Raw genomic sequence first — 22,361 nt, 5'->3', positions numbered from 1 at the left:
ATCCTTAGTTTACTGGAGAATAGTGGAATTTTCAAGAGGCAGACGCTTTTTTGTTCTCTTTACACAAAAATTAACTCATAAGCTTCCCTGTTCAAACGCAAAATACATGAAAAGGGAGGTGCTTTGATGAGGAAATCCACAGTTATTGCTTCTTTATTCTTGTCATTTCTTTCAGTTTTATATGGCGGTCATCATGAACCAAAAGCTGTTCCTGTTATAAAACAGGAACCATTTCAAACGCCTCATTACATACCCTTGCTTGAAAATCCTCCTCAAATCGATGTGAAAGCTGAAATGAAAAGCAATCTGATAATTGAGGCACAAGTGCGTGACAATGAATATCAAGCATTTTCTGCCTTTCTGTTTTATAAACAAAGTAATGAGCTGGGCTACAAAATGGTGCCGATGGACCCGACACCCGGAGCGGTCCGCAAGTTTTTGGCACAAATCCCGAAACGGTTGATTTGGAACAGCGAGCTTGAGTATTACATTGTGGTTTCCAATGGGAAGCAGCGGGTCGAGTCAGAGATGAAGAAACTGAAGCTTGAAGGGTATCAGGCTGATCTTGCTCATATTCCCGAGCTTCTGATCACAGAGCTGGCAGTTGATACAAAGAACACAGGACGTGCAGACGGGTATGAATTTATTGAGATTTATAATACCACTGACCGAACGATTGATTTTAAAGACTATCATATCCGTTATCGCTACCCAAAAGAAGGGCCTGACTCCGATCTGATTTGGAGACCTGATGAAAAAATCCTGATACCATCCGGCGAAACGTTTGTCGTCTGGCTTAAGCCTGCCGGGCATCCGGAATTGACGGCGGAAGATTTCAATCGGTATTACAAGACACAATTAACGGAAGGGAAAAACCTCGCGGTGATTGAAGAGGCAGAGGGCATGGCCAATACGAGGCCGCGGGCAGTTGTGATATCAACGAATACAGGAAAGGATATTTCGGTTGCTCACTATCGGAAACATACGCTGCGCCGGCTGTCGTCTGTGCTGTACAAATATCCGCTTGACGGAACCGCAGAACTTCTCAATATTTCAATCGGAGAAAAGAATCCATCCCCTGGAGCCGTATTACAGGCGCAGGTGCCTGAGCAGAAACGGAAAATCAAGCTTGATAAAGAAAAGCCGGTCATTGAGGATTTGACTGACCGCAAGCCTGTCCGTCCTGCAGAAAGCATTGAGCTGCGGGCTGATATACGGGACCGCAGTCTTGTGAAAACCGCAGCCTTTTACTACCGGACGGATGAAAACAAACCGTTTAAGCGCATTCTCGCTGAAAAAGACCGCAACGACAATCTGTACCATTATATTGTGTATTCGCCTGAACTGATCGGGAAGGATCAGCTTGAATATTACGTGGCGGCAGGGGATGGGATCAATGAAGCGAGAACACCGGTTAAAATGATTGATATTAAGCAAACAAGCAAGTCGCATGGTTTGCGGCTGAACATTGAAAATAGAGACACGCTTTCGGGAACTCAATTTCTCAAAGCGACGACAGACGGGCGCACGGACAGCATTAAGCTGTGGATTGACGGCAAAAAACAAGTGACAGAGCCCGCTATGGAAAAAGAAGTCTATTTTGCGTTCGATACGAGAAAAACGAATCTTTACTTTAAAAACGCGGTAACAATGGAAGGGAAAGTGTTAAAGGTGTTTGATGACACGACAAATAAATACCGCACCTATTCTGTTCCATTGCCAGAGACACTGCTTCGGAAAGGGAAGCAGCTGCAGCGTATTACGATACGATCAGGTTCAAAGGCGTCTCCGTTTGATACGGCTGAAAACCGAGATGATTTCTTAGTCAAAAACGCCCGATTGGTGTTATCGGATGGTACGGTCATCAGGGATGAGAGGGTTTCTCCTGAGAAGGAACTCTTTATTGGTGATAATCAGCGGTCGAATAAAAGCTGGCAATTTCAATTCAATCTGCCTGACGGACTGTTTACCTCACAGCTGCTGGAGTGGGATACATCAAAGCTTTCTGAAGGCGCTCACCATATTCAAGCAAGCGATGGCAAGGAAAATGTAAGCCTGGTTGTACGGGTGGATAATTCAGGGCCTCACATTGAGCCGAATATCACCGAGGGACAAACGTATAAAGGAAACCTCATTCTGCAGGCGGATATGTATGATAAATGGAGCAAAATTGAGGAAGCGGAGGCGTCTTTAGACGGTGAAAGCATTACCCTTCCCTACCATACGTCATCTTCTGAACTTTTGCCGGGGAAACATTCTTTAAAAATAACAGCAACGGACCTCGCGGGCAATAAGACGGTCATTGAGCGGACGTTTAAAACAGAACGTGAGCATCCGGATCAGCCGGAGGTCATTGATACCGAAGCCGACACGCATAAGGCGAAGCTTTCTGTGCGGGTGAAGGATCCGACGGATGACCCTATGGATGTCGCTTTTTATAGAGGATTTCAATATACAGCGCGAAACAATGTAAAAATATTTAAGCATGCATCACTGACTGAACCGCCGAAAAACTTTGTGCCGGAACGTGAGGCCCCGTTTACGAATAAAGAATTGGAGCGGGTATCTGCTGCTGACGGAAAAGCAGTATCGACAGAAAAGAAGGAGCTTTTCCCTTATCACCGCTTTGAAGTGACGGTTGATCCGTCAGTTGATGAGAATGACTTGGCGGAAGCGGTCTGGAAAGGAAGTTCTTTGCAGGGAAGAAAGGTGACGATGTATGCTTGGAATTATCGGACAAACGAGTGGCAGCCGATTGACAGCTTCGTTGCTAAGGATAACAAAACGTTTACGCTGAAGGCGTCAGTAATCGTCTCCGATTTTGTGCGGAAGTCAAAGATGAATGTGATTGTCCAGGATGAAATTCCTCCTGCGAAGGATATGTACACATTTGTCTGGATGTCCGATACACAGTATTACGCCGAAAGCTATCCGCATATTTTTGATAAACAGACCGCATGGATCAAAAATAATCAAAAGCAGCTCAATATCAAATATGTGTTTCACACGGGTGATATTGTAGATGATTCTGCCGATATCAGACAGTGGAAAAACGCTGATCGGTCAATGTCCGTTCTGGACAAGAACGGAATTCCTTACGGCGTGCTGGCCGGCAACCACGATGTCGGGCATAAGGACGGCTCCTACAGAGCGTTTGGCAAATACTTTGGCAGTCATCGTTTTGATAAAAAATTGCATTATGACGGTTCCTATAAAAATAACCGCGGACATTATGACCTGATTTCCAGCAACGGCAATGACTATATCATGCTGTACATGGGATGGGGCATTACGGATGAGGACGTCGCGTGGATGAATCAGGTGCTGAAGAAGCATCCTGACCGGATGGCTGTTTTAGCTTTTCATGAGTATTTGCTGGTCAGCGGAAACAGAAGCCCGATCGGAGAGAAAATATTCAAAAAAGTCGTGAAGCCGAATCCGAATGTGGTAATGGTGTTAAGCGGGCATTATCATAGTGCGATGAGAAAAACAGATGAGCTGGATGATGATGGTGATGGAAAACCGGATCGCCTCGTGCATCAAATGCTGGCCGATTATCAGGGCGGACCGGAAGGCGGGCAAGGGTATTTGCGTTTGCTGCAGTTTGACCAGGCAAGTGATATGGTGCATGTGTCGACGTACTCTCCGCATTTACAAGATAAAAACTATTATGATACAGATACCTACGGCAACAAGGATGAGTTTTCCCTTTCGCTTGACTTGAAGCCGAGGATCAAAAAGGTGGAAACCGATTATTTTGAATGTAATGTATATACCAATGAAGAGCTCGGAAAGCGGGAGCAGGTGAAAAGCGGGGGTACCGCTGAATTCCGTTGGGAGCATCTTGAGCCGCACTCTGTTTATTATTGGTACACGATTGTAGAAGACCGTTTTAACGGCAAAACGAAATCACCGATCTGGAAGTTCAAGACGAAAAAAGAAACATATCGTCCGGCGCCAGACCAGTTAGATTTTCGCCATGTCTCCAATCCTTAAATAGGGTTGGAGCTTTTTTTATGAAAGCCGGTCCATATAGTGGACAAATGTATAGCGGTCGCCTCTGTAAACAGATTTGGCATGTTCAAAAGCAGTTCCGTTCTGTAAATACGTTGTTCGTTTGATTAACAGGACAGGCGCTCCCTTTTGAATGTCAAGAATGCCCGCTTCTTCCGAGGTTGCAGCGCTTGGTTCAAGCTCCTGTTTTGCACGGGAAATCGGTATGCTGTTGTACCTTTCAATATGCTCGTAAATCGACGATTGAAAATGCGATTCGTTTAATTCCCCAGCAAGCTCAAACGGAATGTGCGAGGATTCAATCGCCATCGGAATATCATTCGCCAGCCGCACCCGAGTGATTTTATGGATAGGGGAGGGGTGCCCGCAGCCTAATATTGCAGCGAGCTCCTCAGTTGACTCAATAAGCTGATAGTCAATGAGCCTGCTGCCCGGTATCATTCCGCGGCTTTTCATATCCTCGGTAAAGCTTGTCAGCCCTTGGAGTGCTTGTTCCATTTTTGGCTTGCTGACAAAGGTGCCCCGGCCTTTCAGGCGATAGAGGAAGCCCTCATTGACTAAATTAGAAAGCGCCTGGCGAACCGTCATCCGGCTGATCCCGAATTGTTCGGCATATTCGCGCTCAGAGGGAAGTGGCATATCCGGCTGCAGCTCTCCGCTCTTAATTTGGGCTTTTAATTGCTCCATAATCTGATAATAAATCGGAATAGGCGATTGTTTATCAATATTCATAGTCAGCATGTTCCTTTCAAGGCTTTAATGCCGCGGCTTCACGATCAATCAAAACCGTAACATCAGAATGCAGGTGCAAAGCAGATGCGGGAAAATCTTCGCTTATGTCTCCTTCTAACAGCTTTTTCACGGCCTCCGCTTTGCTTTTGCCGGAAATAAGCAGGAGAATGCGTTTGCTTGAGAGGATCGTCTCAATTCCCATTGTGAGCGCTTGTTTTGGTACGCTGTCTATGGAAGAAAAATATCTGGCATTCGCCCGGCGGGTTTGTTCATTTAATGTTACAACGTGTGTTCGCGACTTGAAAGGCGTTCCCGGTTCGTTAAAGCCGATATGCCCGTTTCGCCCAATGCCGAGAAGCTGGATGTCAGTGCCGCCGAGGGATTTGACTAATTGGTCGTACCGCCTGCATTCTGCTTCAAGATCGTCTGCATTTCCATCGGGAATAAAATGCCGGCTTGGCTGGCTGTCGATATGCTGAAAAAAACGATGATTCATATAGTAGTGATAGCTGTTCGGGTCATCGCTTGAAAGTCCGGCGTATTCATCCAAATTAACCGTAGTGACGTTTTTAAATGAGAGGTTCTCAGTTTGGTGCAGGCGGATCAGCTCGCGATACGTGCCTTCCGGCGTGCCGCCTGTAGCTAAACCGAGCACGGCGGCAGGTTTTTCCTTTACTGTGTCTGCCACTATGCTGGCTGCTTTTTGGCTTAGCTCTTCATATGTTTGACATTCCATTACTTTCATATCTGGTCAGCCTCCTTGGATATAAATGCAATGTTTCCGCGGCAAATGGTGAGAATCACCTCGCAATCACTGCTGACAATGACAAGATCCGCATCTTTTCCCTCTGTCACACTGCCTTTTCGGTCAAAGATGCCCAGCTGTTTGGCCGCGTTTGCAGAAGTTATATTAGCTATATCCGTCCAAGGGCAATTTGTAAACTCACGCATATGCCGTGCGCCTTCGTTCATTTTGAGGATCGAACCGGCAAGTGTGCCGTCTGAAAGAAGAGCGGTTTTTCCTCTTACCGTCACACTTTGGCCGCCAAACTCATATACTCCGTCTTTCAGTCCTTTTGCCCTCATGGAATCGGTAATTAAAATGAGTTTGCTGCTGCCCTTTGCCAGAAAAGCAAGCTTTGCCGCTAAAGGATGGGAGTGGATGCCGTCTGCGATAAGCTCTGTCACAAACCCATCATGAGCCAGCGCCGTTCCGATCACGCCGGGCTCTCGGTGATGAAACGGGCTCATTGCGTTGTACAGATGGGTCATATGGCTCGCCCCTGCTTTCGCGGCCTCCGACAGTAGTGCGGAGTCGGCATCTGTGTGCCCCATCGACGCGATAATCGATTCGTCTTTTAAATAGCGGATCAGTTCAAAATGCTGATCCTCCTCTGGCGCAAGTGTGACAATTTTGATCAGCCCGCCTGCCTCCTCCTGCCACTTTTTGAAAAGCGCAACATCCGAAGGCCTGATCCATTCCTTTGGCTGCGCTCCGGCTCTTTTAGGTGAAACAAAGGGGCCCTCTAAATGAATGCCTAGCAGTTCAGCGCCTTGTAAAGAGGATTCTTCAGCTGCTTTCCAATCTCTTGCATTCACCAAAGCTTGAGAAATGTGCCCATGTTCCTGAGTAATGGTTGTTGCTAAAAAGCTCGTCGTGCCTTCTTCGGGCAGTCTTGACGACATGGTGTCGAGAGCGGAAAAGCTTGCATCCATCGTATCGGCGCCATAGCCGCCGTGAATATGAATGTCAATCATACCGGGAAGCAAAACGGAATCTGCCGGTGCCTTTATCTCTTTTGAATAAGATTCTTTAGGCTGTTCTGTTGAGACTGTGCTGATTTTTCCGCCTTTGATTCCGACATAGCCATTTTTGATTACTTCATTTTCTGTCACGATCGCGATGTCTCGGATAAGTAGACTTTCTGCCATAGGTGATCCGCCTTTCTGGAATATGAATACATTTATTTTACTCTTTTTCAGACTAGTGATCTAGACCAGCTGAGGTGTTTTCCCGCCTTTTATAAAATCTGTTTTAGGTTCAAGCCCGAAAGTGATAAAATGAAGGTATTGTGAGCAAGCTCGGGGCAGCCCGGAACAGGAGGAACATATCGTGGCAAAGGTTCGCACAAAAGACGTAATGGAACAGTTCAATTTGGAATTAATCAGCGGTGAAGAAGGGATTAACCGCCCGATTACAATGAGTGACTTATCAAGACCAGGCATTGAAATTGCCGGATATTTTACATATTACCCGAGGGAGCGCGTGCAGCTTCTCGGAAAAACAGAGCTTTCTTTCTTTGAGCAGCTGCCGGAAGAGGAGAAAAAGCAGCGAATGGATTCTCTGTGCACTGATGTAACACCAGCTATCATTCTTTCCAGAGATATGCCTATCCCGCAGGAGCTGATTGACGCTTCTGAAAAAAACGGTGTGCCTGTCCTCAGATCACCGCTGAAAACGACAAGGCTGTCAAGCCGTTTAACTAACTTTCTTGAGAGCCGGCTGGCGCCTACCACGGCGATTCACGGCGTTCTTGTCGATATATATGGTGTCGGCGTGCTGATCACAGGAAAAAGCGGCGTCGGAAAAAGTGAAACTGCGCTGGAGCTTGTGAAAAGAGGGCACCGCCTCGTTGCCGATGACTGCGTTGAAATTCGGCAGGAGGATCAGGATACTCTTGTCGGAAACGCTCCAGAATTAATTGAACATCTCCTTGAAATCAGGGGGCTTGGCATTATCAACGTGATGACGCTGTTTGGCGCCGGTGCGGTCAGAAGCAATAAACGAATCACGATTGTCATGAACCTTGAACTTTGGGAGCAGGGCAAGCAATACGACCGTCTCGGACTTGAGGAAGAAACCATGAAAATCATTGATACGGAAATTACAAAACTGACAATTCCCGTCCGTCCGGGCCGAAATCTCGCAGTCATCATCGAAGTGGCGGCAATGAACTTCAGATTGAAGCGGATGGGGCTGAATGCCGCTGAACAATTTACCAACAAGCTGGCGGATGTCATTGAAGACGGTGAACAAGACGAATAGGAGTTGGCGTTAAATGAATGAAGCGATAGAACCACTCAATCCAATAGCATTTCAGCTGGGGCCGTTAGCCGTCCATTGGTACGGAATCATTATCGGTCTCGGCGCTTTGCTCGGGCTTTGGATTGCCATGAGGGAAAGTGAGAAAAGGGGGCTGCAGAAAGATACGTTTATCGATCTTGTCCTGTTTGCCATTCCGATTGCGATTATTTGCGCACGAATTTACTACGTTGCATTTGAATGGGATTATTATGCGGCGCATCCGGGAGAAATCATTAAGATTTGGAAGGGCGGCATTGCCATTCACGGCGGGTTAATCGGCGCCATTTTAACAGGTTATGTGTTTTCAAGAGTGAAAAACCTTTCATTCTGGAAGCTTGCGGATATTGCCGCCCCCAGCATTTTGCTCGGCCAGGCGATCGGCCGCTGGGGAAACTTCATGAATCAGGAAGCGCACGGCGAGGCAGTCAGCAGAGCCTTTTTAGAAAACCTGCACCTGCCTGAATTTATCATCAATCAAATGTACATCAACGGGCAATACTACCACCCTACTTTTTTATATGAATCACTGTGGAGCCTTGTCGGCGTCATCGTTTTGCTCCTCCTGCGCAGAGCGAATTTAAGGAGAGGCGAGCTGTTCTTGACCTATATCATTTGGTATTCGATCGGAAGATACTTTATTGAAGGAATGCGGACTGACAGCTTAATGCTAGCTGATACACTTCGCATCGCTCAGGTGATTTCAATCGTATTGATTGTTTTGGCTGTGGGAGCCATCATCTTCAGACGGGTCAAGGGGTACTCGAAGGAGCGTTACGCGGAGTAGACGTCAACAAAGGGGGCTGAGGGATGAAGAAAATCTTTCTGGCTGGTCTTGCGGCAGGTCTTCAAACAACATGGACGCTCGGTAAAGTCATTTTCCCGGTAACACTATTGGTCACTTTGCTCCAGCATACGTCTGTCATGGATTGGCTGGTACGGCTGATCACACCGGTTATGGGCCTGTTCGGGCTTTCAGGTGAAGCGGCCATTCCGCTTGTGCTGGGAAATATGCTGAATCTGTATGCGGGAATTGCCGGGATTTTGACATTGGATTTATCTGTGAAGGAAGTCTTTATTTTAGCTGTTATGCTTTCATTCTGTCATAACTTGATTATCGAATCGACAGTTGCCGCAAAGGTTGGCATCAGAATTGGCGTCATATTGGCCGTGCGCATCGGTTTGGCCGCTGTGTCAGCCATCGTCATCAACCTCATTTGGCATGGCGGACAGGAAACGGCGCAGTACGGTTTTATCGCCGCAAAGAGCACGGCGCCAGACGGCTGGCTGGCAATGCTGGCCGAGGCTTTAATGAAAGCCGGACTTGGTGTTTTGCAGCTGGCGGCAATTGTGATCCCGCTGATGATCATTATTCAGTTTTTAAGAGATTTAGGCTGGCTGCATCGGTTTTCCGGGTGGTTGTCTCCGTTTACGCAGCTGCTTGGCATGAATAAAAATACGTCTATGACGATGGTGGCGGGACTGACAATTGGTCTGGCCTACGGAGCGGGTGTCATGATCAAGGCTGTCGAGGATGACGGTGTGAGCAGACGGGATATGACGTTGGCATTTATTTTTCTCGTTGCCTGCCACGCGGTCGTGGAAGATACATTAGTCTTTATTCCGCTCGGCATACCGGTCTGGCCTCTTCTTCTGATTCGTGTCGCCACAGCAGTACTGCTGACGATGGTCATAGCACATACGTGGAAAAAATGGAAACCTTCACCGGTTGGAAAGGAAGCAGTATGAGTGACAAACAAGTAACGACGATTTTGTTTGATTTAGACGGGACCCTTATTAATACGAATGAATTAATTATCGCGTCCTTTTTGCATACACTGGAGCATTATTACCCAAGCAAGTATAAAAGAGAGGATGTGCTCGCATTTATCGGGCCGTCTCTTTTTGAAACATTCTCTTCGATGGACCCTGATAAATGTGATGATATGATCGCCATGTACAGAGCGTACAATCATGACATGCATGATACACTTGTGACTGAATATGAAACCGTGTATGAAACCTTGGATGCACTGAAAAAATCCGGCTTTAAATTAGGGATTGTGACAACGAAATTAAGAGATACTGTCAATATGGGCCTCAAGCTGACAGGAATCGGCGAATTCTTTGAAACGGTCGTCACTCTTGATGATGTGACAAATGCAAAGCCTGATCCCGAGCCTGTGCTTTTAGCGCTGAAACAGCTTGGAAGCGTGCCGGCGGAAGCCATTATGGTCGGCGATAATTACCACGACGTGCTGGCAGGGAAAAACGCCGGAACAAAAACGGCCGGAGTCGCATGGACGATTAAAGGGCCGGAAATGCTGGCGAAGCATGAGCCTGATTATATGCTTGAGAAAATGAGTGATCTATTACAAATCGTTGGAGTGAAGTAATCTGTGAGAAAAACAGATCGCCATCCGGTCACGGGGGCTAACTCACTATGGCATGTCTATCAAACGGTGCCTTTTGTAAAGGTTGTCAAAAATTTTATTGTCATTCAAATGGCGAGATATACACCGTTTATCGGTATGAAAAACTGGCTGTACCGTACATTTCTGCGGATGAAGGTAGGAAAACAGACATCCTTTGCCCTTATGGTGATGCCGGATATTATGTTTCCGGAAAAGATCTCAGTCGGAACAAATACAATCATCGGGTACAATACGACCATTTTGGCCCATGAGTATTTGATTCATGAATACCGGATCGGCAAAGTCCTGATCGGAGACGAAGTGATGATCGGTGCGAACACGACCATTCTGCCAGGTGTGGAAATAGGGGATGGCGCAATTGTGTCCGCCGGAACGCTTGTCCATAAAGACGTACCTGCCGGGGCATTTGTCGGCGGAAATCCGATGAGGATCATCTATACGAAGGAAGAAATGCAAGAGAGATTCAAAAAGCCCGCTGAATAAACATCAGCAGGCTTTTTTATTGTTAAAATTGAGTATTGTTGTTTTCGTAAATATGCTGAACGCCGATCCATTTTTGGCCGACATTGGAGTAGCGTGTATTTGTCATTTTGACCGTGCTTGTTTTGCTGTCTGTCCGGAATATCGCTTCTTTCATGTTCGTGATGGTGCACTTATCGATGATCACATCAACGTGGAAGGTTGAACCGCCTAGCTGTCTAATGAATTTTCCGCCATTGTCCGCCGTGAAGTTTTTCACTGTGAATGTGCTGGCCTTATTGATCTGGAAAATCTTATCTGACGCTTTTTGGGCAGAGCCGCCGTCAATGGTTACTTTTCCTTCCTTCTTCACCGTTAACGCATCCTCACCAACATCTTCCCACTTTACATTCTGAATGTTAACGTTTCCATAAGTGTGCACGCCATCAGCAGCAGGTGCGCCAAGCACCACATTTTTCAGGGTTGCTCCATCCTCTACGCGAAAAACAGGTTCCTGGTTTTCAGACTGGCTTCCGTCACCTAATTCTTTCCCTGCTACAAACCGCTGTCCTTTCCCGTCATATGTTGTATTTTTTGGTACGATAATTGTTTCGTGAACCACTTTGTCAGCTGCAAATGCAGTTGATGACTGAAACTGGCTGAAACCTATAACCAAACTGAACATAAATAGGATAGACACGATTCTTTTCAATGATAAAATCCTCCCCGGAATATTTAATTTGTAAGAGAAGCTTCAGCGTCTTGCACCGGCTTCTCTCACATAGATCGGGGCAAGGCTGAATCTGCTTTAATCATAAAAACAGACAGCCTGAAAGTAAAGACAATTTTGGATGATAAATGGAAAATGAATCGATATTACCGATTGAAACAAAAAGCATGAATATTGTCGTATTTGCTCAGGGGAGAGCATAGGGCACTGTAAAAACGAACAGTTTTCAGCCGTTTACTTTTGAATAACGATGGCTTGGCTGCCCATTTGTTCCCACGCTTTTTCAAAGCTCGTTCTGTCGGTTTTTCTGTTTTTGTAGCCATACGGATCATTGAGATAGACATACTTTTCGTCATATCCCGTAACGGCGACACTGTGTTCACTGTACGTGATATCTATTGTTCCGTTTGGCGTTTTCCATGTCTGCATGTTGTCCACTGGCGTAAAGTTGGCGGTCGTAATCACCCAAACAGGATTGCCTTTCTCAAGCTGTGCATAAACAGCGGAAATGCTTTTTCCAGTCAGGTCAGACACTTTGTTGCCGGCGTAGGTTTTCGCCAGCTGATAGATCGGCCCGTGATAGACACCGAGACCCGGGCCATTTGCCATATCCCCGACAAATCCGTCATTCGGATCACCCTTTAATCCGCTGCTGTATGTCAAAGGCACTGTGGCAATCTGGTTTGCCAATGTGTTTTTTGTTACGTCGTATCCCGCGTAATTCAGCACCATCGCAAGGCTTGTTACTTCACAGCCGTTATAGAGCCGAGGCGCGTCCATCTGGTTATAAAGGATGACATCCAGCGGTTCGGCGCTTCCCTTCAGCTCCTTTTTGCTGTTCGCAGCTGAGTCTGTATCGCTATCAGAAACCACTTTTTTAAGGCTGTTCAAAAAAGGAATATCTATATCTTTTGCATCTATTTTAAGTCCGAAAAAAATAACGCCTGAAAGAATCATCAGGACACATAGAGTTCGCAGTGTTTTCATCTTTATCTCCTTGTTCTCTATTTGATTTGTATTATAGCATGCTAAACATAAAGAATTTGAGATATTACGCACCTTTAATACATTATTCATGATTTTTTCATAATGAGGAGAAGGATATTTGTACTAAAAAAATCCTGACTGAAGGTAAGCATTGATTTTCGATCTTTCATCTGCTAACATATTATCATATTAGCGAACTAAAGGATTCGGAATTTTCCTTCAAACACTGCAACGGAGGTGCTCGGGTTGATGTTTATGTTTGAAAAACCGCACGGCATGAGAGATACACTGCCCGGTTTATACGAAACGAAAAAAAAGGTGAGACAATCGTTAACCGATTTGATCGATAAATGGGGATATCAATTTATGGAAACGCCGACACTGGAGTTTTACGATACCGTTGGCGTGCAGTCAGCAATTGAAGAGCAGCAGCTGTTTAAGCTTCTTGATCAGGACGGCAAGACATTGGTGCTTCGCCCGGATATGACAGGACCGATTGCAAGGGTAGCGGCATCAAAGCTTCTGAAACACGATCATCCGCTTAGAGTCGGCTATGCGGCAAATGTGTTCAGGGCTCAGGAACGCGAAGGCGGACGTCCCGCCGAATTCGAGCAGGTCGGAGTGGAATTAATCGGTGACGGCACGACAAGCGCGGATGCGGAGGTCATTGCTTTAGTAATCGGTGCGTTAAAAAACGCCGGGCTGGCTTCCTTTAAGATTGCTATCGGCCATGCCGGCATTGCGGATGCCCTGTTTGTTGAGGTGCTTGGAAACGTTGAACGCGCTGATGTGCTGCGGCGGTTTTTATATGAGAAGAACTACGTTGGCTACAGAGAACATGTCAAGTCTCTCCCGCTTTCCTCCATTGATCAAAGCAGGCTGCTTGAGCTTCTTGAACTGAGGGGCGGCATAGAAGTTTGCGGGCGTGCTGAGGAAATCGTCGATTCTGCACAAGGAAAAAGCGTGGTTGATGAGCTGAAGGCGCTGTGGGGCATTCTCGAGGATTATAGATGTACGGAAAATGTCCGTCTTGATCTGAATATGGTCAGTCACATGAGCTATTACACAGGGATTTTATTTGAGGTGTACGCGGAAAATGTCGGCTTTGTCATTGGAAGCGGCGGCCGTTACAACAAGCTTCTGGGCCATTTTGATTCACCCGCACCGGCGACAGGCTTTGGGCTTCGGATCGACCGGCTGATTGAAGCACTTCATTTGAAAGACGAACCTTGTGACATTGACGCTGTTATTTTCAGCAAAGAGCAGCGGGCGCAAGCCATCGCTTATGCGAATGAAGAACGTATGAAAGGGAACAAAGTGGTTCTTCAAGATTTATCTGGAATTAAAAATATCGATCAGATGACAAAATCTTTTGCAAACGTCACCTATTTTATCGGTGCCAGAAAGGAAGAGCAAAATGGGTAAGTTACTCACAATGGCGATGCCGAAGGGCCGGATATTTGAAGAAGCGGCAGGGCTGCTGCGGCAGGCGGGCTACAAGCTCCCAGAGGAGTTTGAAGATTCGAGGAAACTGATCATCGATGTCCCGGAGGAAAATCTCCGTTTCATTTTAGCGAAGCCGATGGATGTGACCACATATGTGGAGCATGGCGTGGCAGACGTCGGAATTGCGGGTAAGGATGTCATGCTTGAGGAGGAGTGCGATGTGTATGAGGTGCTGGATTTGAAAATCAGCAAATGCCACTTGGCAGTCGCCGGACTTCCCAATGCAGACTGGAGCGGCGTAGCGCCGAGAATCGCGACAAAGTATCCGAATGTGGCTTCCAGTTATTTCAGGGAGCAGGGAGAACAAGTCGAAATCATTAAGCTCAACGGGTCAATCGAGCTGGCTCCGCTTATTGGGCTTGCGGACCGAATTGTGGACATCGTTTCCACGGGACAGACGCTGAGAGAAAACGGGCTTGTTGAAACGGAGCACATTTGTGACATTACGTCCCGCTTTATCGTGAATCCGGTAAGCTATCGCATGAAAGACGATGTAATAGACGAAATGGCATCCCGTTTATCTCTTGTTGTGGAAGGAGAAACGGCAAAATGAAGATCAAAACCATCAGCAGTGCAGAACGGCTTTCTCTCAAGCGATCCATTGATGCCGGAACGGAAGAGCAAAGAAAAACGGTCCGGTCCATTATTGAAGATGTTAAAGCAAATGGTGATCAAGCGGTTCGCAGCTACACGGCGACATTTGACGGTATCGAAATCGACAGCCCGCTGGTCACAAAAGAAGAAATTGAGAAAGCATATACCTTGCTGGATTCACAGCTCCTTCAGGTGATTAGGCAGGCAATCAAAAATATTCGGGAATATCACGAGAGACAGATGCAATCCTCCTGGTTTTATCACAGAAAGGACGGCACAATGCTGGGGCAGAAAGTGACGGCGCTTGATTCCGCCGGCGTATATGTGCCGGGGGGAACGGCGGCATACCCTTCCTCTGTTTTGATGAATGTCATTCCGGCACTCGTAGCGGGTGTGGAAAGAATCGTGCTTGTGACGCCTCCGGGAAAAGACGGACAGCTGTCCCCCGGGGTTTTAGTCGCCGCTGCCGAGCTAGGCATAAAAGACATGTACAAAATGGGCGGCGCCCAAGCGATTGCAGCACTTGCATACGGAACCGAAACCATTGAGCCGGTGGATAAAATCACAGGGCCGGGCAATATTTATGTCGCGCTTGCCAAACGAGAGGTGTTCGGTGATGTCGATATCGATATGATTGCCGGACCGAGTGAAATCGTCGTGCTGGCAGATGAAACAGCGATTCCGCGTGAAATTGCGGCCGATCTGCTGTCACAGGCGGAACACGATAAGCTCAGCTCATGTGTGTTGGTCACAGATTCGATGACGCTGGCCGAGGCGGTATCAGCAGAAATAAACGAGCAGCTGAAAACCTTGCCCCGAAGAGAAATAGCAGAAGCTGCAGTGAGCGATTACGGTTGTATCTATGTGGCGGAAACAATGGAAGAAGCCATTGATACGGTCAATACGCTCGCACCGGAGCATTTAGAAATTATCACACAGTCTCCCGAAGCTTTGCTTGGCAGAGTCAAACATGCGGGTGCGGTTTTCTTAGGAAGATATAGCCCTGAGCCTGTCGGCGATTATTTTGCCGGACCGAACCATGTGCTTCCGACTAACGGAACAGCCAGATTTTCAAGTCCATTAAACGTAACGGATTTTCAAAAGAAATCGAGCATTATTTCTTACAGTCAATCAGCCTTTGAAGAACATGCCGAAAGCATTGCGGCATTTGCCAGACTTGAAGGGCTAGAAGCGCATGCCAGATCAATCGAAGCGAGAGAACGGAGGAATTCAAAATGAGAAAAGCGGAGCGCGCCAGAAAAACAAACGAAACAGATATTGAGCTGGCATTCGCCATAGACGGCGAGGGGCAAGCGGATATCAAAACAGACGTGCCGTTTATGACACACATGCTGGATTTATTCACGAAACACGGGCAATTTGATCTTTCCATTAACGCGAAAGGCGATGTTGATATAGATGATCACCACACGACTGAAGATATCGGCATTTGCTTAGGTCAGGCGCTGCTTGAAGCCTTAGGCGATAAAAAAGGAATTAAACGCTACGGATCAGCGTTTGTTCCGATGGATGAGGCGCTTGCTCAGGTTGTGATTGATTTAAGCAACCGGCCGCACTTAGAAATGCGCGCGGACTTCCCGGCAGCTAAAGTCGGAACATTTGATACGGAGCTTGTACATGAATTTTTGTGGAAGCTGGCGCTTGAAGCGCGGATGAACCTGCACGTCATCGTTCATTACGGAACAAACACGCACCACATGATTGAAGCTGTTTTTAAAGCGCTGGGACGTGCGCTTGATGAAGCGACAACGATCGATCCGCGTGTTAAAGGAATCCCGTCAACGAAAGGGATGCTGTAAATGATTGGCGTGATAGATTACGGAATGGGCAATTTATACAGTGTCTCAAAGGCGCTTGAGCGTGTCGGCGTACCGTACTTTGTTTCTGAAAAGCCGGGGGAGCTGAGAAAAGCCGATGCCTTCATTTTGCCGGGGGTCGGTTCATTTGGAGACGCTATGGACAATTTGCGCCATGCGAAGCTGGATCAATTAATTCACGATATGGTCTCAGAGGGAAGGCTGCTTCTCGGGATCTGCCTCGGCATGCAGCTTTTATTTGATAAAAGCGAAGAAAACGGCACCGCGTCAGGACTCGGGCTGTTAAAAGGAAAAGCGGTCAGGCTGAAAGCGGAAGATGAGAAAGGAAACAAGCTGAAGGTTCCGCATATGGGCTGGAACCGACTTTCCTTTCATAATGAATCTCCGCTGCTGGCTGAAACAGAGGAAGGGTACGCTTATTTCGTACATTCTTATTACATTGACGGGATGCAGGAGAACGCACTTTTGGCAAGCGCTGATTATGGTGTGCAAGTGCCTGCTGTAGTCGGAAAAGGGAACGTCTTTGGCGCCCAATTTCACCCGGAAAAAAGCAGCACGGTCGGAATGTCCATCTTAACCCAATTCACGAAAATGGCAGCAGAACAGAAGGTGAAAAAATGAGTGCTTTTACATTATATCCGGCAATAGATATGAGAAACGGCAAATGTGTCCGTCTTGTCCAAGGAGATTATAATAAGGAAACCATTTACGGTGACTCACCGTACGACATGGCCGCATTATTTGCGGGTGAGGGTGCCGAATGGCTCCATCTCGTTGATCTCGACGGAGCCAAAGAAGGGAAAAGAGTAAATGACCGCCATGTGTTTGAGATTGCGCATAAGCTGGATCTGAAAGTTGAGATCGGCGGCGGAATCCGTTCCGAAAAAGACGTCTATGAATACTTATCAGGCGGAGTTGATCGGGTGATCCTGGGGAGCTCAGCTGTCTCTAACCCACCGTTTGTAAAAAAAATGCTGAAACAATATGGCGAGAAAATTGCAATCGGACTGGATGCGAGAAACGGCTTTGTTTCAACAGAGGGATGGCTGGAAACATCAACTCTTAAGGCAACCGAACTAGGCAAAGAGCTTGCCAATGAAGGTGCGGAAGTCTTTATTTTTACTGACATCGCGACAGACGGAATGCTGTCAGGCCCCAATATTGAAAGCACTGTCGAGCTTGCGAAGGAAACGGGGAAATCTGTGATCGCTTCCGGCGGAGTCAGCTCCGTCGTGGACCTCGAAGCCCTCGCCCGCTATCAGGCGGACGGCGTTTCTGGAGCGATCATCGGAAAAGCGCTGTATACCAATCAGTTTACGCTGAGCGAGGCGCTTGAAAGGGTGAAGCGGAAATGATTACAAAACGGATTATTCCATGTCTTGATGTTAAAGAAGGACGCGTTGTCAAAGGAATTCAATTTCTTGAATTGATGGATGCCGGTGACCCAGTTGAACTGGCGGAAGTGTACGACCAGGAAGGCGCGGATGAACTCGTTTTTCTTGATATTTCTGCCTCGCATGAAGGACGCAAAACGATGGTTGACGTTGTGGAGCAGGTTGCCGCGAAGCTCGCGATTCCGTTTACAGTCGGCGGCGGCATCAATCAGCTTAGCGATATGAAAACGATTCTGCGTGCCGGAGCGGACAAAGTGTCGGTGAACACGGCAGCTGTTCTCCGCCCTGAGCTGATTACAGAAGGAGCCGAGTTTTTCGGTTCCCAGTGCATCGTTCTTGCCATCGATGCCAAGTATGACGAAGAATCTGACACATATAAGGTCTACACGCACGGCGGCAGAAAGAAAACAGATTGGGAAGTCACAAGATGGGCAAAAGAAGGCGTCAAACGCGGAGCCGGAGAAATATTGCTGACGAGCATGGACGCTGACGGTGAGAAAAAAGGGTTTGACCACAGGCTGACAAAGCTTATTTCTGAAGCTGTTCCTGTGCCGGTTATTGCCTCAGGAGGCGCGGGTAACGCACAGCATATGCTTGAGGCTTTTACAAAAGGAGAAGCCGACGCCGCACTGGCTGCCTCTATTTTTCATTATAAAGAAACATCAATTAAAGAAGTGAAATCATACTTGAAAGATCACGGGGTGAATGTGAGATGAAGCAGGCGGATGAATTGCGTTTTAACGAGGACGGATTAATTCCTGCCATCGTGCAGGATGCGGCAAACAAAGAAGTGCTGACACTTGCCTATATGAATAAGGAATCGTATGAAAAAACGTTGGAAACGAAAGAAACATGGTTTTACAGCCGCTCGCGCCAAGCGTTATGGCATAAAGGTGAAACGTCAGGCAACACACAAGCCGTCAAGGGTATCCGGTATGACTGCGACCAGGACGCGCTGATTGTGCTCGTAGAACCGTCTGGCCCGGCTTGCCACACTGGCAGTTACAGCTGTTTTACAAAGGACCAAACAGAAGAACAGGCTGCGGGCCGGTTCGACATCATCAACGAACTGGAGCGCGTCATCGCGGAACGCCAAGCGGAAATGCCTGAAGGTGCTTACACCACTTACCTTTTCCGAGAAGGCGTTGATAAGATTTTGAAAAAAGTCGGTGAAGAAGCATCCGAAGTCATCATCGCCGCGAAAAACCGAGACCACGAGGAACTCAAATGGGAAGCGGCAGATCTGCTTTATCACCTGCTTGTCCTGCTCAGGGAGCAAGCTCTGCCGCTGGATGATGTGCTTGACGTATTGAAAAAACGCCATTTTGAAAAGGAAGAGTAAAAGAGCCGGATGATAACGGCTCTTTTTTTTGCGTGAAGATAGTATTGGGTATTTAGAAGTGTATGCGGTGTTTTGCATAATTAGTAAATAAAAGAAGAGTAAAACCAAGTCAGATTTCCTATTTATCCAAATTCCGCCATGTTGCAACATGGAAAAGGATAAATGAATCACACGCTAACCAGGCCAATAGAATTATTTTTAGGATGAAAATAGAATACTATTCTCACAAAACCCATGGAGGTTCGTAATGAAAAAGATCATCTTTATATGCTTCAGCTTATTACTTGCCCTGACAGGAGGATGCAGTATGAACGACAATGAAAAAAACAACACAAATGACAATAAAACAGAAGCCGTAAAACCAAAAGACATGGATCCAAAAGACCTGCCGCAGGTTTCGGCGTTTCAGGACGAGAAAACGAGAGAGTACATGGTGTCAACGAAAGAAGAGGAGCCTGGGTACTATTTGCTTGAGTCTAAGCTGAAGGGGTTTAGGATGTTGTTTCCAGAGGATGGGGAGTATTCCGACTCTGAAACTTCAAAGACAAACGAGTCACTGTTTTTCGACAGTATTAATAATAAAACGAATATAGTAATGAATGCTTCAGTAAAGTTCTATCAAAATGAATCATTTATAAACAACCCGGAGACCATGTTGGATATTGTTAGCGGTAAAAATGATTACAAAGGTAAATTTGAAAAAGTAGAAGCAAAGGATAAGGATATTTATTTTGCTTCAAAACAAGAAAACTTTGACAACAAAGAGAATCCTTCTTATATCTATCTTGGTTATATAAAATCAAAGAAACAAGATTATTTAGGGATGGAATATTCTTTTATGTTTAGCTGCTCAGCAAATGCACAGACATGTAAGTTAAATCCAAAAGGCTATGAAGAAAAGGTTAAAAAAATATTAAACTCTGTTACTTTCCATTTAGAGGAGAGGGAAGATGGGAAATAAAAATATTTTTGAAAATGAAAATATAAAACTGCGTATTATAAATTTAGAATACAGTTATAAACAGAAATTCGCTTCTTCCGATCCCAAAGAAATACAAGAAGCTAAGAAAGACTTTGAAGAAGACATTCGAAGAATTTATGGAAACTCATCAAGAACTCACACAAAATATTGAAATTTATACATCTAAAGAGCTTGTACGCCAGAATGAAGAATCTGGTTATGATGGTACTGCTATTCATATTTTAGATAAAAAGCACGAAGTGAATCAGTTGCAAATTATTTCTGAAGGTAGCGCAGATAATAAAGACTGGACTTATAACTTTTTTGGATTGTTTCTTGGAATGGATGACAGCCAATATAATGCAACAAAAGAGTTTACTAGAGAAGCCAAAAAGAAAGCTGGCAAGGATGAAAGTTTAAAAACGTATAGTATGGGGCATTCACTTGCCAATAATAATCAAGTAATGGTGCAATTAATAGATGGGGAATATGATGAGGTTTATGGAGTGAACGGAGCTCAAATAAGTGTAGATCACTTATTAAAAGCAGATGATTATTTAAGGTACACAATGATTAAGAAGTTCAAAGTGAATACATTTAAAGAGTTAAATTCAATTCCAAAAGATGACCTTAAAAAAGCCATCACCCAATACTACAAAGACAAAGGTGTCACAACAAACATCACTCAGCGAATCTCAAAGGATGACCCGCTGTACGGATCGAGCGGCAAGGCAGATTTTATTACATTCGGTGAAGTGAAGATGGCAGATACAAACACAAGTGTAAAGGGCATCCGTAACATTATGGATGGGATCCCAGATGAAGACGTGAGGTCAATTCAAAAATTCCTTCAAAAGTATAAGGATGACTATGAAAGAGACGGCTTGAACGGTTTTATAAAGGCTGCCAGCGGGATAGACATAGACCTGATTGAAGAAGTGAAAAATACAGACGGCGCTTTAAAGAAAGTAAGTGTCCTATATGAGAATTTTGATGATGTCAAGCAAATGTATGGCCGAATAAAAGAGGAACTCCCATCGTTTTTAGGTTTTCTTCATACCTTGTTGAGAAACAGCGGACCGGTCGTAGATCAGTTAGCCGAAAATGGGTATATTGATGAAACCCAAAAGATAGTGATCAAAAAAGAAGTAACGAATATTAATGCGAGTATGCGAGGCATAGAATCACGGTACGAACATTTCATTGACCATCTAAAGCATGGTCAATTTATGCAAGCTTTAAAAGACGTTGGTGAAATAGTGGACTATGTTAAATCCATCTTGTCCTCGTTGAAAACACTCGACACAGAAACAAAAGACGCATTAAAACTCATCGTTGACGGCCACAGCATCGTTCAAATGCTGAACGCTTTATCAAAGGAAAAAGGCTTTAGCTATAAAGGCTCCGATATTTACTTTACAGGAAAGAGCGGCTCGGGAGAAACGATTCAAGTCAATCTCTCATCCGCTGTGAGAATCTATCAGAACGGTATGAAAATCGTTGAAGATATGGAAGATGCGATTTTTAAGTACCAGAAGGTTTACAGTCAGGAAATCGATGAAGACTTTGTAAATAAAAAACAGGCGATCATCGCGGCTATTCATCATATGGAAGAAAATCCTTCACACTATGCCTTCGATCTTCAATACCGGCTTGCGTCCGGTTTCAGCCACACATTCGATAATTGGAGAAAATCTCAGTTCATGAATCGCTCCACACAGGTGCGCTCCCTGCTAATGATGGAATTGTTGCTGAATTAAAAAAACAGGCAACAGAAAAAAGAGATTTCATCAAAAACATCCGCGAGAGTATTGAAAAGCTGTTTGAAAAAGAAGAAATGATTTCTCAGTTATTTGATTTTCAGCCTTAGGAGGAATATGAAGAGTGACTTCCTTATTTTCAGAAAGTGAAACAGAAATTGTATCAACCACCTATATGTTTCTTACCCAAGACGAAATGAAGGGTAAAGCAGGCGCCCTCAAAAAACCGATCAACGACATTCTCAGCCTGACAAAGAAATTTGAGTCTTCGCTAAAAGAGGAAATCAAAGGGCAAAAAGGGTTGATTGTAAAAAAAATAAAAAAAGAGCTTGAGTCTAATAGCGAAAAACGAAAAGCTGCACTTCAGATGATAAAAGAAGAGCATACTGCGAAAGTTGACCGATATAAAATGATGATTGAAGACCTGCGAAAGCAGGATGTGACATTGACTTACAGAAAAAAGAAGCCTATGAAAGATATCTAAAATAAAAATCTCCTATTTCAAACAATGAGTAGGAGATTTTTAT

Annotated in this window: 21 protein-coding genes and 1 pseudogene; 17 read left to right on the top strand and 5 right to left on the bottom strand. The window is 45.6% G+C overall.

What is annotated here, in order from left to right:
- Positions 1–126 precede the first annotated feature (126 nt).
- Positions 127–3,996 (top strand): metallophosphoesterase, encoded by a 3,870-nt coding sequence (locus MOC09_RS12330; RefSeq protein ID WP_268370659.1) that lies wholly within the window; start codon positions 127–129, stop codon positions 3,994–3,996.
- A gap of 18 nt (positions 3,997–4,014) precedes the next feature.
- Here the strand turns inward: MOC09_RS12330 and nagR are convergent, their stop codons facing one another.
- From nagR to nagA, 3 genes are read right to left on the bottom strand one after another with little or no spacing between them, the layout of a single operon-like run.
- A complete protein-coding gene (gene nagR / locus MOC09_RS12325) occupies positions 4,015–4,746 on the bottom strand; it encodes an N-acetylglucosamine utilization transcriptional regulator NagR (RefSeq protein WP_268370658.1) in 732 nt (243 codons plus the stop codon).
- A gap of 16 nt (positions 4,747–4,762) precedes the next feature.
- A complete protein-coding gene (nagB, locus tag MOC09_RS12320) occupies positions 4,763–5,491 on the bottom strand; it encodes a glucosamine-6-phosphate deaminase (RefSeq protein WP_268358215.1) in 729 nt (242 codons plus the stop codon).
- Positions 5,488–6,678, bottom strand: coding sequence for an N-acetylglucosamine-6-phosphate deacetylase (nagA, locus tag MOC09_RS12315; RefSeq protein WP_268370657.1), 1,191 nt, complete (start codon positions 6,676–6,678; stop codon positions 5,488–5,490). The genes nagB and nagA overlap by 4 nt, the downstream gene beginning before the upstream one ends.
- A gap of 181 nt (positions 6,679–6,859) precedes the next feature.
- Between nagA and hprK the strand changes: the two genes are divergently transcribed.
- From hprK to hprF, 5 genes are read left to right on the top strand one after another with little or no spacing between them, the layout of a single operon-like run.
- Positions 6,860–7,792, top strand: a complete 933-nt coding sequence (hprK, locus tag MOC09_RS12310) for an HPr(Ser) kinase/phosphatase (RefSeq protein WP_268358213.1) — start codon at positions 6,860–6,862, stop codon at positions 7,790–7,792.
- 13 nt (positions 7,793–7,805) lie between these two features.
- A complete protein-coding gene (gene lgt, locus MOC09_RS12305) occupies positions 7,806–8,615 on the top strand; it encodes a prolipoprotein diacylglyceryl transferase (RefSeq protein ID WP_268358212.1) in 810 nt (269 codons plus the stop codon).
- A 23-nt stretch (positions 8,616–8,638) separates the two neighbouring features.
- Positions 8,639–9,577 carry a nucleoside recognition domain-containing protein gene (locus MOC09_RS12300; protein WP_268370655.1) on the top strand — a complete coding sequence of 313 codons (939 nt, stop codon included), beginning with the start codon at positions 8,639–8,641 and terminating at the stop codon, positions 9,575–9,577.
- A complete protein-coding gene (ppaX, locus tag MOC09_RS12295) occupies positions 9,574–10,224 on the top strand; it encodes a pyrophosphatase PpaX (protein WP_268367162.1) in 651 nt (216 codons plus the stop codon). The genes MOC09_RS12300 and ppaX overlap by 4 nt, the downstream gene beginning before the upstream one ends.
- 3 nt (positions 10,225–10,227) lie before the next feature.
- Positions 10,228–10,746, top strand: a complete 519-nt coding sequence (gene hprF / locus MOC09_RS12290; RefSeq protein WP_268358208.1) for a heptaprenylglyceryl phosphate O-acetyltransferase — start codon at positions 10,228–10,230, stop codon at positions 10,744–10,746.
- A gap of 22 nt (positions 10,747–10,768) precedes the next feature.
- On the opposite strand, the gene pelC is transcribed toward hprF, so the two are convergent.
- Both pelC and MOC09_RS12280 read right to left on the bottom strand, forming a co-directional pair.
- Complete coding sequence (gene pelC / locus MOC09_RS12285) at positions 10,769–11,434, bottom strand: pectate/pectin lyase PelC (protein ID WP_268358207.1); 666 nt, start codon at positions 11,432–11,434, stop codon at positions 10,769–10,771.
- A 252-nt stretch (positions 11,435–11,686) separates the two neighbouring features.
- Positions 11,687–12,439, bottom strand: a complete 753-nt coding sequence (locus tag MOC09_RS12280; protein ID WP_268358206.1) for a C39 family peptidase — start codon at positions 12,437–12,439, stop codon at positions 11,687–11,689.
- 249 nt (positions 12,440–12,688) lie between these two features.
- On the opposite strand from MOC09_RS12280, the gene MOC09_RS12275 reads away from it, so the two are divergent.
- The 11 genes and pseudogenes from MOC09_RS12275 to MOC09_RS12225 all read left to right on the top strand — a co-directional run bounded on the left by MOC09_RS12275 (position 12,689) and on the right by MOC09_RS12225 (position 22,318).
- Positions 12,689–13,864 (top strand): ATP phosphoribosyltransferase regulatory subunit, encoded by a 1,176-nt coding sequence (locus tag MOC09_RS12275; protein WP_268358205.1) that lies wholly within the window; start codon positions 12,689–12,691, stop codon positions 13,862–13,864.
- Positions 13,857–14,498, top strand: coding sequence for an ATP phosphoribosyltransferase (gene hisG / locus MOC09_RS12270; RefSeq protein WP_268370653.1), 642 nt, complete (start codon positions 13,857–13,859; stop codon positions 14,496–14,498). Before MOC09_RS12275 ends, hisG begins: the two co-directional genes overlap by 8 nt.
- Positions 14,495–15,778: a histidinol dehydrogenase gene (gene hisD, locus MOC09_RS12265; RefSeq protein WP_268370652.1), complete on the top strand. Its 1,284-nt coding sequence runs from the start codon at positions 14,495–14,497 to the stop codon at positions 15,776–15,778. The genes hisG and hisD overlap by 4 nt, the downstream gene beginning before the upstream one ends.
- Complete coding sequence (hisB, locus tag MOC09_RS12260; protein ID WP_106019624.1) at positions 15,775–16,359, top strand: imidazoleglycerol-phosphate dehydratase HisB; 585 nt, start codon at positions 15,775–15,777, stop codon at positions 16,357–16,359. Before hisD ends, hisB begins: the two co-directional genes overlap by 4 nt.
- Entirely contained in the window at positions 16,360–16,998 is a 639-nt protein-coding gene (hisH, locus tag MOC09_RS12255; protein WP_268358201.1) for an imidazole glycerol phosphate synthase subunit HisH, read from the top strand. It begins immediately after the preceding gene.
- On the top strand, positions 16,995–17,732 hold the full coding sequence (gene hisA / locus MOC09_RS12250) for a 1-(5-phosphoribosyl)-5-[(5-phosphoribosylamino)methylideneamino]imidazole-4-carboxamide isomerase (RefSeq protein WP_268370651.1): 738 nt from the start codon (positions 16,995–16,997) through the stop codon (positions 17,730–17,732). Before hisH ends, hisA begins: the two co-directional genes overlap by 4 nt.
- Positions 17,729–18,487: an imidazole glycerol phosphate synthase subunit HisF gene (gene hisF / locus MOC09_RS12245; RefSeq protein WP_268358197.1), complete on the top strand. Its 759-nt coding sequence runs from the start codon at positions 17,729–17,731 to the stop codon at positions 18,485–18,487. The genes hisA and hisF overlap by 4 nt, the downstream gene beginning before the upstream one ends.
- Positions 18,484–19,113, top strand: coding sequence for a bifunctional phosphoribosyl-AMP cyclohydrolase/phosphoribosyl-ATP diphosphatase HisIE (gene hisIE, locus MOC09_RS12240; protein WP_268358196.1), 630 nt, complete (start codon positions 18,484–18,486; stop codon positions 19,111–19,113). Before hisF ends, hisIE begins: the two co-directional genes overlap by 4 nt.
- Positions 19,114–19,360: 247 nt before the next feature.
- Positions 19,361–20,074: a lipoprotein YvcA gene (locus tag MOC09_RS12235; protein ID WP_268358195.1), complete on the top strand. Its 714-nt coding sequence runs from the start codon at positions 19,361–19,363 to the stop codon at positions 20,072–20,074.
- Positions 20,064–21,944, top strand: a pseudogene (locus tag MOC09_RS12230) (DUF6792 domain-containing protein). The gene MOC09_RS12235 and the pseudogene MOC09_RS12230 overlap by 11 nt, the downstream one beginning before the upstream one ends.
- A 14-nt stretch (positions 21,945–21,958) precedes the next feature.
- A complete protein-coding gene (locus tag MOC09_RS12225; RefSeq protein WP_268370649.1) occupies positions 21,959–22,318 on the top strand; it encodes a hypothetical protein in 360 nt (119 codons plus the stop codon).
- Positions 22,319–22,361: the final 43 nt, after the last annotated feature.

Origin of the sequence: Bacillus sp. N12A5 (assembly GCF_026790125.1) — a bacterium.
Taxonomy (GTDB): Bacteria; Bacillota; Bacilli; order Bacillales; family Bacillaceae; genus Bacillus.
Note: the sequence above shows the minus strand (reverse complement) of the source record. Positions and strands in the feature narration are given on the sequence as shown.